Source organism: Marinobacter sp. UBA2688 (assembly GCF_002352785.1).
In the GTDB taxonomy this organism is placed as follows: domain Bacteria; phylum Pseudomonadota; class Gammaproteobacteria; order Pseudomonadales; family Oleiphilaceae; genus Marinobacter; species Marinobacter salarius.
Map to the genome: position 1 here is coordinate 506,682 of NZ_DELU01000010.1, position 13,305 is coordinate 519,986.

Genomic DNA, 13,305 nt, shown 5'->3' on the forward strand with positions numbered 1-13,305 from the left:
TCTCTCCCCTGCTGCCCAGAGCACTGGCCCCGGCTGAGTTTTATTATTATGAACGCTGAGCGTTCTTATTTGATGACGTCGTTGCCGTCCTTATCCGTCCAGATCTTCCGTTCGCCGGTTTCCATTTTACCCTGGGAGTCCCAGACCTCGCGGTCGGTTGTTGCCTCTTCCACCTTGCCGTTGTCATTCCACATAACCCGGTCTTTACATCCGGCCAGTGCCGCTACCACGAAAAGTACCAACATCAGTTGCTTCACACTTACCTCCAGACCGATCTTATCGGCGTTGGGTGAATAGTCAGGATCCGTGAATCTCACGGTTACGCTGTTTGTCGCGGTCGCCCTTGCGGACCATGACATAGACGGCGCCGGTGCCGCCATGGCGCTTCTGGGCCGAATGAAACGCCAGCACATCTTCCAACTCTGGCAGCCATTTGGCCAGATGGCTCTTGAGCTGGGCGATACCGTCGGGGTTACGCTCTCCCTTGCCGTGGAGAATAATGACGGATCGAAGTCCATAGCGCACGCAATCATTAATGAAGCCGAATACATCCCGACGCGCTTCTTCAACGGTCATCCGGTGCAGGTCCAGGCGCGCTTCGATCGGGTATTGCCCAAGACGGAGCTTACGGAATACGCCATGCTGAACTCCGGGCCGTTGCCAACAGAGAACATCGTGCGCTGTCAGAGGCTCAACCATATCCGCCGTCAGTGGATTGCAGTCTCTGTGCGGCTGATCTATGGCGGACCGCTGACGCTCAAGGTGCCCTGGGGTCAGATCCTTTGGGGCTTTAACATCGGCTTTGTTCGGCTTCCGGATACGGCGGACATCCTTCATTTCCTCCAGGAAGCTCAGGCGCTCATCTTTGGTTGTCATGGCGATATCATTTACGGTCGAAGTTGCATGGACTTTACCACCCGGCTCACCCATCATAAAGGAGGCCCCTCGCCCTACCCACTGCCGGGCCGGGGCTGGCCCGCGCTCAGACAACCATCGTAGGGCCGGTAGATAGACCGTTGGTCTACACTTCAGGCTCATAAGCACGACAACGGACCGCGATTATGACTGCCGCATCGCAAGACAGTGCACGCCCCCAGAATACCCGTGCCATCATGGCATTTCTGCGGGAGCATTCGCCTTTTTCAAACATGGACGATGCACATCTGGCCCATTATGCCGAGCATGCCTCGCTGAGATTCTACGCCGATGGCGATGTAGTGCTGTCACCGGACGACGGCCCGGTGCAACGGTTCTACGTGGTCAAACAGGGCCGTATTCGCGGCGAACGGGAGCGAGACAGGGACGGAGAAACCGAAACCACCTTTGAAATCAGCCAGGGCGAATGTTTTCCATTGGCCGCGCTGATTGGAGAACGCCCCACCCGCACACTGCATCGCGCCTCCGGAGACACCTTCTGTCTGAGCATTGAACACGACACCTTTGTCATGCTGTTCTCGCAGAGTGATCCCTTTCGTGATTTCTGCCTTCGCGGCGTCAGCAGCCTGCTTGATCAGGTGAATCAGCGCATACAGACCGGCGCCATGGCTTCCATTGGTTCCAGTAACTCGCTGGACACCCCGCTGGAACGTTACGCTATTCGCAACCCCATCGTCTGCTCGCCGGACCTCCCGGTCCGAAAAGCGGTTGCGCGCATGCACGAAAACAGTGTCGGGAGCATCGTGATCACCGATGACGAACGGCATCCTACGGGTATATTCACCCTCAGGGACCTGCGCACCATGGTGGCAGAGGAGAAGGGCCCTCTGGACACGCCTATCGGCCAGGTCATGACCCGGAACCCCTGCTGCCTCACAGCCAACGCAGATGCTTTTGAAGCCGCCATGCTGATGGCAGAGCATCACTTTGCTCACATTTGCGTGGTGGATGACGAGCACCGACTGATTGGCATGGTATCCGAGCGTGATCTGTTCTCGCTTCAGCGGGTCGATCTGGTCAACCTTGCCAGGACCATTGGCACTGCCAGTCATCTCCGCACCTTGGTCAGCCTCCGTAAGGATGTGTCCCGGCTGGTGGACGCGATGCTCGCTCACGGGGCCGATTCCGGTCAGGTGGTAAAAATCATTACCACCTTGAACGATGTCACTGTAAGACGGGTCCTGGAACTGAACATCAAGAAGAACGACCCCGGCATCCCTTTCACCTGGCTGACATTCGGAAGCGAAGGTCGGCAGGAACAAACCCTGTTAACGGATCAGGACAACGGCATCCTGTTCCAGACACCGGAGGGGATGACCGAGGAACAGGTCAGGGAAAAACTGCTGCCCTTCGCGGAAACCGTCAACAAGGAGTTGGCGGAATGCGGCTTTACCCTGTGCAAGGGTAATATCATGGCCAGCAATCCCAAACTGTGCCTTAGCGGCAGGGAGTGGGATGACTGGTTTGCCCGTTTCATTGACGCCTCAACCCCGCAGAATCTGGTGTATTCGTCCATTTTTCTCGACATGCGGGCGGTATTCGGGCCAATGGAACCACTGGAACGATTGCTGGATAAAGTGCTTACGCGCATACGCAAGAACGACCTGTTCCAGAAGATGCTGGCGGGCAACGCCATTACCCGCAAACCTCCCCTGACCATGTTCCGCAACTTCCGTTATGCCCCGGATGGCAAGAAAAACACACTTGATCTGAAGCGCCAGGGGCTTGCTCCTTTCGTGGAAGCCGTTCGGGTATTTGCCCTCGCCAATAGCGTCGGCTCGGCCAACACATTGGAGCGCATGCAACAGCTCGCCATAAAAGGTGTCTTTGACACCAAAGACGCCAACGCATGGCAGGAGGCCTACAGCCTGATCCAGGCTATCCGGATGAGGGCACACCAGGAAATGCTGGACCGGGGCGAGCCCCTGTCCAATTATATAAACCCGGATGACCTTAACCCGCTGGACCGCCGGATTCTTCGCGAATCCTTCCGCCAGGCACAACGCCTGCAACAGAAACTGGAAATCACCTACCAACTCTGAAAACCGGGTCAACAGTTATGCTGGAGCAGATCAAAGACTGGATCGAACGGCGCAGGGCCGGCAGCACCGGTGGTCACGACCGAGAACACTTGCCAACGCCAAAAACCGCCGGAGACCAGCGCCTGTCAGACTGCCGGCTGATCGTACTTGATCTGGAAACGACCGGCCTCAACCCGGCAAAAGACAATGTCATCGCCATTGGCGCGGTGGCTATCCGGCACAACGCCATTGACCTGGGTGACCAGTTTGATCTGATCCTGCGTCGCCCGGAGCTGGACATCAGCGAGACGGTACTCATCCACGGCATTGGGCCGGAAGCCCTGACTCAGGGACATGAGACTGAAGACGCACTGCTCCATCTGCTGGAATGGATGAATGGCGACCCTATCCTTGCCTACCATTCCGCCTTTGACCAGAAATTCCTTGAAAAGGCTCTCAAGCAAACATTGGGCTACACCCAGCCCCACACCTGGCTCGATGTCGCCGAGATGCTTCCCGCCTACTTCCCCAATTCCAAAACCGGGGGCAAAGGACTGGACAACTGGGCCGATTTTTTCGACCTGGAAGTCAGCGCCCGCCACCATGCCGCTGCCGACGCCATGGTGACGGCTGAGTTAACCCTCGCAGTTATCAATAAGGCACAAAAAAGCGGTGTCACCAGCCTGCGTGACTTCAATGGCAAACTGAAGTACTACCGACAACTGAAGAATATCCATCGACAAGGCTAGAGCCCCGGAACTGTGTCGCGTTTGCAGACCTTTTGGCCCTCAAATAACTGAGAATTAGACCTTTTGCCAATATCTATCTATCGCTTGACGGGTAAAGTCGAATAGGACATCACGTCGGAGAAGAACTATATGAATAATAATTTCTCTACAACCAACACTTCACAGAAAACCCACCCAACCTCCACAACAACAATACAGGAGTGATCCTATGTCAGGTCATGACTACGATGCTGTGAACTACTGGAAGGCGAACCTACGCCTTATATTCGGGAGCCTTATTGTCTGGGCCCTCGTGTCTTATGGGTTTGCGATACTGCTTCGCCCCATGCTCGCCGGAATCCCCATTGGCGGAACCGACCTCGGCTTCTGGTTCGCCCAACAGGGTTCGATTCTTACTTTCATCGCGTTGATCTTCCATTACGCCTGGCGGATGAACAAGCTCGATGAAAAATTCGACGTGCATGAGGAGTAAGTTCGAATGAGTCAATTTGCCATTAACCTATTATTTGTGGGCGGCTCATTCGCCCTCTATATCGGTATCGCCATCTGGGCGAAGGCCGGTAGTACGAGTGATTTCTACGTTGCCGGCGGCGGCGTTCACCCGATCACCAACGGTGCGGCGATCGGTGCTGACTGGATGTCCGCAGCATCCTTTATCTCCATGGCGGGCCTGATTGCCGCTGGTGGTTATGCAAACTCGACGTTCCTGATGGGCTGGACAGGCGGCTACGTTCTGCTGGCCATGCTTCTGGCGCCTTACCTGCGTAAGTTTGGTAAGTTTACGGTTCCCGAGTTCATTGGTGACCGCTTCTACAGCAAAAATGCTCGCTTGGTGGCAGTTATCTGTCTGATCGTAGCTTCTGTAACCTACGTCATCGGCCAGATGGCGGGTGCCGGCGTAGCCTTCTCCCGCTTCCTTGAAGTCGAATCAACCATGGGTCTGATCATTGCGGCTGTGGTGGTATTTGTCTACGCCGTACTCGGCGGCATGAAGGGCATCACCTATACGCAGGTGGCTCAATACTGCGTACTGATCGTCGCCTATACCATCCCTGCGGTCTTCATCTCCCTACAGTTGACCGGTAACGCCCTGCCCCCGCTGGGTCTGTTCTCGACTCACGTGGATTCTGGCATGCCGATCCTGGACAAGCTGAACCAGGTCATCACGGATCTCGGCTTCAACGAGTACACCGCTGATGTGGACAACAAACTGAACATGGTTCTGTTTACCCTGTCCCTGATGATCGGTACCGCTGGTCTGCCTCACGTCATTATCCGGTTCTTCACTGTGCCAAAAGTAGCGGATGCTCGCTGGTCTGCAGGCTGGGCGCTTGTTTTCATCGCCCTGCTCTACCTCACAGCGCCGGCTGTTGCTTCCATGGCTCGCTTGAACCTGATGACCACCATCTACCCGGAAGGCACCCAAGCAGAGCCGATCCAGTATGATGAGCGTCCAAACTGGATCAAGGACTGGGAAGTCACTGGGCTGATCCAGTTCGAGGACAAAAACCAAGACGGCCGTATTCAGCTGTACAACGACTCACCTGAGTTTGAAAGCACAGCTCAGTCCCGTGGCTGGGAAGGAAACGAGCTGGTCGTTAACCGGGACATCCTGGTACTGGCCAACCCGGAAATCGCCAACCTGCCAGGATGGGTTATCGGCCTTATCGCCGCTGGTGGTCTGGCGGCAGCCCTGTCGACGGCAGCCGGTCTGTTGCTGGCAATATCGTCGGCGGTCAGTCACGACCTGATCAAAGGCTCGATAAATCCCAACATCACGGAGAAAGGCGAGCTGCTCGCAGCCCGAATATCGATGGCAGTCGCAATCTGTGTTGCCACCTATCTGGGCGCAAACCCACCGGGCTTCGCGGCACAAGTTGTTGCACTAGCCTTCGGCATCGCAGCAGCGTCCCTGTTCCCGGCACTGATGATGGGTATTTTCTCCAAGCGGGTTAACAATGTCGGTGCAATCGCCGGTATGCTGACCGGTCTGGGCTTCACCCTGGCGTACATCTTTGTGTACAAGGGCTGGCTGTTCATTCCGGGTACCAACAACCTGGCAGACACCCCAGAAAACTGGGTACTGGGCATTTCGCCCCTGTCTATCGGTGCAGTTGGTGCTGTCGTTAACTTTGCGGTAGCCTTCATTGTGTCCAACGCAACTGAAGAACCGCCCGTTGAGATTCAGGAACTGGTTGAAAGCGTCCGCTACCCACGTGGTGCGAGTCAGGCTCACGACCACTAAGCAACGAATCAGCCTAATTCACTGAATGAATTAGAAGGTTGATGACGAACGGGCTTCCTCTGTGAGGGAGCCCGTTCTTTTTTAAGGAAACCCGTTTTATGTTCTGGACGTTTGTCGCTACCGTTGTTTGCGGCCTGGGAGCCGCAGGTATTGCGCTCGGAATTCGGGCGATTACCCGAAACCTCGCTCCGAAGTGGATCATTCCAGTCTTTGCCGGGGCTGGTATGCTCGGGTACCTCATCTACACCGAATACACCTGGTTTGAACAGAAACAATCCCTGATGCCCGAAGAGGCTGTCATCGTGGACACAGAGAGCAACGGCATTCTCTGGCGCCCGTGGACGTTTTTCTTCCCTTACGTCAATGCTTTCTCGACAGTCGATACCAAAAGCATCAGCGAAACCCCGTCAAACCCGGACGTTTTGCGCTTCACCCTGTATCGCTTTGAGCAGAAAATGGTCGATGCTGTTTCTCATCGGATTCATATTCTTAACTGCAATACCCGCGAACTTGTACCACTGGGTTCAGACGGCGCCCCACGGCTTGATAACATGAAAGAACTGGACCCGCATGACAAACTGTTGATGACCGTTTGCGGCGAATGAAGATAACCCCAACCGCTCCCGAGAACCCCGGGTAGAATAAAAAGAGCGAACTATGATTAGTGCCTGGTTGCTGGTCTTAATTTCCATCACCTACATTTCGATTCTTTTTGTTATTGCCTGGGCCGGCGACAAGCATCCTGGTCTCTACCGTCGCCGACTGGCACGTACCCATATCTATGCTCTGTCACTGGCGGTCTACTTCACCTCCTGGACGTTTTACGGTGCCGTAGGCCGAGCCACTCAGGAGGGGCTCGGCTTTTTGCCAATCTATCTCGGCCCGTTACTCGTTTTTGTCTTTGGCGCTCCCCTGTTGCGCCGTATCATCTTCATCAGCAAGCGCAACAACACCACCTCGATTGCGGACTTCATAGCATCCCGTTATGGCAAATCCCAGTCACTCGCCGCCATGGTGGCAATCTTCGCACTGATCGGCAGTGTTCCTTACATCGCCCTGCAGCTTAAAGCCATCTCCATGGGCTTTAGCGTCCTCTCGGACACTGGCGTGGAACCCAATGAACTCAGTACCGCTGCGTGGAACGATTCGGCCTGGTATATCACGCTGGTACTCGCAGTATTTACCGTCCTGTTCGGTACCCGACACCTCGAGTCAACCGAGCACCACCGGGGCATGATACAGGCAGTGGCCTTTGAGTCATTGATAAAGCTCGTGGCCTTCGTGGCCGTTGGTTTGTTCGTTATCTATGGTCTTTACGGCGGCTTCGGTGATCTCTGGAGCAACGTCCGCAGCGCCGGGCTCGTCGGCACACTGACCACCGACAGCGTAGAGGCTCCGGCTTTTATTACCCAAACGCTGGTGGCCATGCTGGCAATCATCTGCCTACCCCGACAGTTCCATGTCATGGTGGTGGAAAACACCGACCACCGGGATTTTGAAACCGCCCGCTGGGCGATGCCGATTTACCTGATTATTGCCAGCGCCTTTGTTCTACCTATTGCGGCAGCAGGCTTGTTGTCCCCGGAAGCCAGCGCGTCCGATCCGGACATTCTGATTCTGAACCTGCCAATTCTGGCCGGAGAACAATGGCTCGCTATCCTGGCATTCCTGGGCGGTGGATCAGCGGCGGCAGCAATGGTCATCGTCTGTTCGGTCGCCATCGCAACCATGGTCAGCAACGAAATCATCATGCCGGCGCTGCTGAAGTTCTTCCGCCCCGGCATGAACAAACGTTCCGATCTCAGCTACCTGCTACTCAGCATTCGACGGGTTGCTATCTTCGTGGTGCTGCTCACTGCCTACGGGTTCTATCGCATGGCAGGAGCGGATTACAGCCTGACGGCCTTCGGGCTGCTCTCATTCGCCGCAGCGGCCCAGTTCGGGCCTGCACTTGTCGGAGGTATCCTCTGGCGCAAGGGCAACCATACCGGCGCTGTCTGGGGCCTTGGTCTTGGTTTCCTGATGTGGTGCTATACCCTGTTGTTACCCGCCTTGGCATCCACTGGCTGGTTAAGCGATACCCTTATTGATCATGGGGTTTGGGGCATTAACTGGACAAGGCCCACGGCTCTTTTCGGTTCTGAACTTGATCAGACCAGCCACGGCATTATCTGGAGCCTGGGCATCAACACCGTTACCTACATCGTTCTCTCGATGCTGACCCGCCAACGGGTGCGGGAAAAGATCCAGATCGCCTCGTTCTTCCACGATCCCCAACCGAGAGCTGAGACGCCGCAGCAACAGAGCTGGCAGGGTGAAATCTTGACCTCTGATCTGCAGGCAATCTCCGACCGTTTCATGGGGGAAGAGCGAGCCGAAGCCATCTTCCGCAACTACGAGCGGCGCAACGCCATTCGCCTGCACCCTCATAGGCCAGCTTCGTCACACCTGATGAAGTTCATTGAGCGGCAACTGGCATCGGTTATCGGGGCGTCCACGGCACGCGTGGTACTGGAGTCCACGCTCACCGGGCGGGACATGCAGATCGAGGACGTCGTGAGCATCGTCGATGAAGCCTCGCAGGCCATGACCTTCAGCCGGGAATTACTGCAATCGGCAATTGAAAACATCAGCCTGGGTGTTTCCGTCGTGAACCACCAACAACAGCTGGTGGTATGGAACCACCGCTACCTGGAGCAATTCAGCTACCCGAAGGGCTTCGTCCGGGTCGGCCGTCCGGTGGAAGACCTGATGCGGTACAACCTGACCAGTGCCAACCTGCCAGCGAGACGAATCGACGAGGTCATTGCTGATCGCTGCGCCAGCATGCGCGAGGGTCGGCCGATGTCCTACGAGCGACAACGACCGGACGGCACCGTACTGAGGATTGATGGTAGCCCGATTCCCGGAGGTGGTTACGTAACCACCTTCCAGGACATCACCGCTATGCGAAGGACCGAGCAAGCGCTGAAGGAAACCAATATCTACCTGGAGCAGCGCGTCAAAGAACGCACCCAGGAACTCCAGGTGATCAATGAGCAGATGCTCAAGGCGAAATCCGTGGCTGAACAGGCCAACCAGAGCAAAACCCGCTTCCTGGCGTCAGCAAGTCATGACCTTCTCCAGCCCCTGAATGCCGCGCGCCTGTTCACCTCGGCTCTGGCGGGTAAAGCCAGGGATCCTGAAATGACCGAACTGGTGGACCACATTGACAGCTCGCTGGGCGCCGCCGAAGAAATCATCAGCACCCTATTGGACATCTCAAAGCTGGACGCCGGTGCACTGGAACCGGATATCGGTGTGTTTCCGGTTAACGAGATCATGCGGCACCTGGCAACCGATTTCTCTGCCATCGCAAAAGACCAGGGACTGGATCTTCATGTTGTCCCCAGCAGCGCCTGGGTGCGATCAGACTCAAAACTACTGCGGCGCGTTATCCAGAATTTTCTTTCCAACGCCATTCGTTACACCCCAAGTGGGAAAATCCTGCTGGGCTGTCGGCGTCTGAAAGGGTATATCCGCATTGAGGTATGGGATACCGGGCCGGGTATTCCGGAAGACCAGCTTACTCACATCTTCGAGGAATTCCGTCGTTTTCAGCAGGGCCGGGACAAAAAAGGCCTTGGTCTGGGGCTCGCGATTGTCGACCGCATCTGTGGCATGCTGAATCACCCGGTGAACGTACAGTCCGTTCAGGGACTCGGCAGCGTATTCAGCATCACCGTGCCAGTTGCGCCGGCCGAGCAAAGTGACCAGAGCACCACCAAATCTGCACCCGCGTCGCGGCGTGTATCGAGCCTGGGAGGCCTTCACGTGGTCTGTATCGACAATGACCCTGCTATCCTCCATGGCATGAGTGCCTTGCTGGATAACTGGCACTGTGACGTGACAACAGCCGAAAGTCTGGAGGATGCTCGGGACAAACTGAACGGCACGAAACCGGACATCATATTGGCCGACTACCAATTGGACGGTAACCGGAATGGGCTCGACGCCATGGACTCATTGAGGGACGAGATCAGCAATGATATACCTGGCATACTCATTACCGGCTATATGGCTCCGGACGTGAGGGAGGATGCGATCAACAGGGGCTACCAGATCCTTTATAAACCGGTGAAACCAGCCGCATTGCGAGCACTGGTTAACAAGTTGCTGAAACAGAAACGGTCATGACCGAACCCACTAGCAATGCCATCGGCGCCAACTTCGGGAAACTCAGTTACCTGGTCGTCGACGACTTTGAGAACTTTCGATTGTCCATGCGGCAAATCTTGCGGAATTGCGGCGCCGACAAGATCGAGTCGGTCGCCAACGCATCCGCTGCCGTCCAGTATTGTGCCTATAACCACGTAGACGTGGTGCTTTGCGACTACAACCTGGGTGAGGGCAAGAACGGCCAGCATATACTCGAGGAGCTCCGGCACAAGAAACTCCTGAAACGCTCTTCGCTGTTTCTGATGGTGACCGCCGAAACCTCCAAGGAGATGGTGATGGGCGCCCGGGAATACCAACCTGACGGCTACCTCACCAAGCCCATCAACCGTGCCATGCTTGAAAAGCGACTGGGCGGCCTTATCGCGCAACGCAATGCCCTGCTTCCGATTAACCGGGAGATCGATCGGGAAAACTTCCCCGAGGCCATTTCTCTCTGCCTGCAGACGCTACCCTCGCAACCTCGCTACAAGACCTGGCTAATGAAAACGCTGGCCGACCTCTATTATCAGGTTGGAGACTTCAGCCATGCCCTGAAAATCCATGACGATGTACTGAGCCAGCGCGATCTGTCCTGGGCACGGCTTGGTCGTGGCAAAATTCTGATTGCCAACCAGAATTACGATGAAGCGGCGGCAACCTTGAAAGCACTGGTGTCTCAGCATCCGGATTACATGGAAGCGTATGATCTTCTTGCCGAGGCTCTCGAAAAACAGGGCCGGCCCACCCAAGCCCAACAGATTCTTGAGAAGGCGGCAGAGCACTCCCCTAACGCGCTGTTGCGACACAAGCACCTGGCCGTACTTGCCTCGTCCAATCAAGACATGCCGACAGCGTCCAAAGCCTGGCGGCAGACCGTCAGCCTTGGCACCTACTCGATACACGACAACTCCGAACACTATCTTGCATTGGGCCAGTCACTGTCAGACCTCAGTGAAGGGGACTCGTCAAATGAGGGCACAGCCCATGCGGACGAAGCTCTGACCATACTCCGACGTATGGAAAAGCGGTTTGCCGGACAGGAAAACATTAAGCTGCGTAGCCGAATTGTCCAGTCCCGGGTTCATGCCGGCCAGGACCGAATGAATGAAGCCCAAAATGCTCTAGACAGCGTTGCGGACGAACTCGACCCTGATCTAATGCCTCCCGAAGCCTGCCTTGACTACGCCAAGACGCTGTTCCGTCTGGGCCGGGAGGCCGATGCCAAGGGCCTGCTCAATGCCCTTGCCCTTCGTTGCAGCGATAACCCTCCGCTATTGCAGAAAATCGAGAGCTTACTCGATGAACCGGTGGGCTTCCGACAAAAACTTCAAGCCCGGTCTCTGAATCGTGAAGGCATCAAGGCGTTCGAGGCAGGCAATCTGGAAGAGGCCGTGACCACATTCAACCGGGCACTGGATATCGTGCCCTCCCACGCCTCTCTCAATTTGAACCTGGTACAGGTATTGATGAAGCAATATCAGGGTACAGCAGGTGATCGAGAGCTTTTGAAGCGCTGTGAAAAATGCCTGGAAAAACTCGCTGATCTGCCAGAACAACATCGCCAGCACCGACGCCTGATCTCTTTGCGCAAGAAACTGGAGGGAATGATGTCATGACCACCAATGATCATGATGAGTTGACTCACCCCCGAGGTACACAGAGCATCGACTTTTCAATGGTGCTGGCCTCAGCCGTCCATGACATGAAGAATTCGCTGGGCATGTTGCTGAACTCCCTGGATGAGCTTCGCCAGGAGCAGACAGACACCATCGGCGATTCTCCCCGCTTCAACACCCTGCAGTATGAAGCCGAACGCATGCACAACGATCTGGTGCAGTTGCTGGGCATCTACAGGCTCGGCGAAAACAACCTGTCCGCACATGTTGAGGAGCACTTCGTTCCGGACTTCCTGGCCCAGCAAATGGCACGCCATACGCCGCTTCTTGAGGGCATGGGGATCAAGCTGGCGATCGAATCCGATGATATCAACGGCTTCTTCGATGAGGACCTGCTGACCGGCGTACTCAATAACACCATCAACAACGCCATCCGATACACCAAGAGTATGATCAAGCTGACAGCGGCAATACATGATGATTTTCTGGTTATTGGCGTGGAAGATGACGGCGACGGATACCCGGAAAACATGCAGCACAATGGAACGCCCAGCTTCAAATCCCTGAACTTCAACAGTGGAAGTACCAGCCTTGGGTTGTTCTTCGCATCATCGGTTGCCCAGCTTCATAGCAATGGTGACCGCCATGGATATATCAAGCTGCACAATGATGGCCGCCTGGGCGGTGGCGTATTCGAGATCTGGCTGCCATGATGGAACACAGCCAACACTTCAGGAAGGGAACCAATGGCTCGAGGTCACGCTTTAATTGTCGATGATTCGTCGACGGCACGCATCATCCTGGCCCGCCTGCTGGAACGCGCCGACCTGACGACAAAAGGCGTCGCCAGCGCTGAGGAAGGCCTCACACAGTTACGTGAAGAGGCTTTCGACCTGGTTTTCCTGGACCACCTCTTGCCCGGAATGAATGGCTTGGAAGCCCTGGATGTGATCAAGGCGGACTCTGAGCTACGGCACATCCCGGTTTTCATGTACACATCGCAAAGCGCGGAGCGTTATCGTCAGGATGCCAAGGCCCGTGGTGCCGCTGGTGTGGTTGGCAAACAGGTTGATCGGGAACAACTCCTTACCACTATCGAGGCTATCCTGACAGATGCCTCCACCTTGCCTAGTCTGTCGCCAATCGACAATACCACTGGCGAACTCATTGAACAAAGCTACACAAGACGACTGACAGGACGGCTCGCCACCCTGGAGATCGCCTATGAGGAAACGCACGACGAACTCAGGCAGCTGCGCAAAAGTGTTGCCCTATTGGAAGCCATGCATCAGGAAGGTCTTGACGGGCAGCGCAACCGACTGAAGTGGCTGGCGATTGGCAGTGTCGCCGGCCTCGCAGGTATCGTTCTCTTCTTCGGTCTGGAATTGAGAGACCTGTCGATCTTGCTTGAAAGCCTGAACGGACAACTGGCCGTTATGCAGGAAATCGTAGGTAGCCTGGTTGAACTTGAGGAAGCGAGCAGGCAATAAAAAACCCCGTCGGCGAAGCCGCGGGGGTTTTTGGTATTAAGAGCCTGACGA

General features: G+C 55.7%; 11 protein-coding genes. 9 read left to right on the top strand and 2 right to left on the bottom strand.

Going from position 1 to position 13,305, the window contains the following annotated elements:
- Positions 1-65: 65 nt before the first annotated feature.
- Both B3M52_RS07090 and smrA read right to left on the bottom strand, forming a co-directional pair.
- On the bottom strand, positions 66-257 hold the full coding sequence (locus B3M52_RS07090) for a hypothetical protein (protein ID WP_040474675.1): 192 nt from the start codon (positions 255-257) through the stop codon (positions 66-68).
- Between the two features lie 40 nt (positions 258-297).
- Positions 298-876: a DNA endonuclease SmrA gene (gene smrA / locus B3M52_RS07095; protein ID WP_075195305.1), complete on the bottom strand. Its 579-nt coding sequence runs from the start codon at positions 874-876 to the stop codon at positions 298-300.
- Between the two features lie 185 nt (positions 877-1,061).
- Between smrA and B3M52_RS07100 the strand changes: the two genes are divergently transcribed.
- The 9 genes from B3M52_RS07100 to B3M52_RS07140 all read left to right on the top strand — a co-directional run bounded on the left by B3M52_RS07100 (position 1,062) and on the right by B3M52_RS07140 (position 13,254).
- A complete protein-coding gene (locus B3M52_RS07100) occupies positions 1,062-2,978 on the top strand; it encodes a putative nucleotidyltransferase substrate binding domain-containing protein (protein ID WP_075195296.1) in 1,917 nt (638 codons plus the stop codon).
- A 17-nt stretch (positions 2,979-2,995) separates the two neighbouring features.
- On the top strand, positions 2,996-3,706 hold the full coding sequence (locus tag B3M52_RS07105) for a 3'-5' exonuclease (RefSeq protein ID WP_075195297.1): 711 nt from the start codon (positions 2,996-2,998) through the stop codon (positions 3,704-3,706).
- A gap of 208 nt (positions 3,707-3,914) precedes the next feature.
- Entirely contained in the window at positions 3,915-4,178 is a 264-nt protein-coding gene (locus tag B3M52_RS07110) for a DUF4212 domain-containing protein (protein WP_007154785.1), read from the top strand.
- A 6-nt stretch (positions 4,179-4,184) separates the two neighbouring features.
- Positions 4,185-5,951: a sodium:solute symporter family protein gene (locus B3M52_RS07115; protein WP_075195298.1), complete on the top strand. Its 1,767-nt coding sequence runs from the start codon at positions 4,185-4,187 to the stop codon at positions 5,949-5,951.
- A 98-nt stretch (positions 5,952-6,049) separates the two neighbouring features.
- On the top strand, positions 6,050-6,556 hold the full coding sequence (locus B3M52_RS07120; RefSeq protein ID WP_075195299.1) for a hypothetical protein: 507 nt from the start codon (positions 6,050-6,052) through the stop codon (positions 6,554-6,556).
- 52 nt (positions 6,557-6,608) lie between these two features.
- The gene (locus B3M52_RS07125) at positions 6,609-10,127 is read left to right on the top strand and encodes a hybrid sensor histidine kinase/response regulator (protein WP_075195300.1); all 3,519 of its coding nucleotides are present in this window, start codon (positions 6,609-6,611) and stop codon (positions 10,125-10,127) included.
- Positions 10,124-11,764 carry a tetratricopeptide repeat-containing response regulator gene (locus B3M52_RS07130; protein ID WP_041334957.1) on the top strand — a complete coding sequence of 547 codons (1,641 nt, stop codon included), beginning with the start codon at positions 10,124-10,126 and terminating at the stop codon, positions 11,762-11,764. The genes B3M52_RS07125 and B3M52_RS07130 overlap by 4 nt, the downstream gene beginning before the upstream one ends.
- Positions 11,761-12,477, top strand: a complete 717-nt coding sequence (locus tag B3M52_RS07135) for a sensor histidine kinase (RefSeq protein ID WP_051946885.1) — start codon at positions 11,761-11,763, stop codon at positions 12,475-12,477. The genes B3M52_RS07130 and B3M52_RS07135 overlap by 4 nt, the downstream gene beginning before the upstream one ends.
- Positions 12,478-12,510: 33 nt before the next feature.
- Positions 12,511-13,254 carry a response regulator gene (locus B3M52_RS07140; protein WP_075195301.1) on the top strand — a complete coding sequence of 248 codons (744 nt, stop codon included), beginning with the start codon at positions 12,511-12,513 and terminating at the stop codon, positions 13,252-13,254.
- The last annotated feature ends 51 nt before the right edge of the window (positions 13,255-13,305 follow it).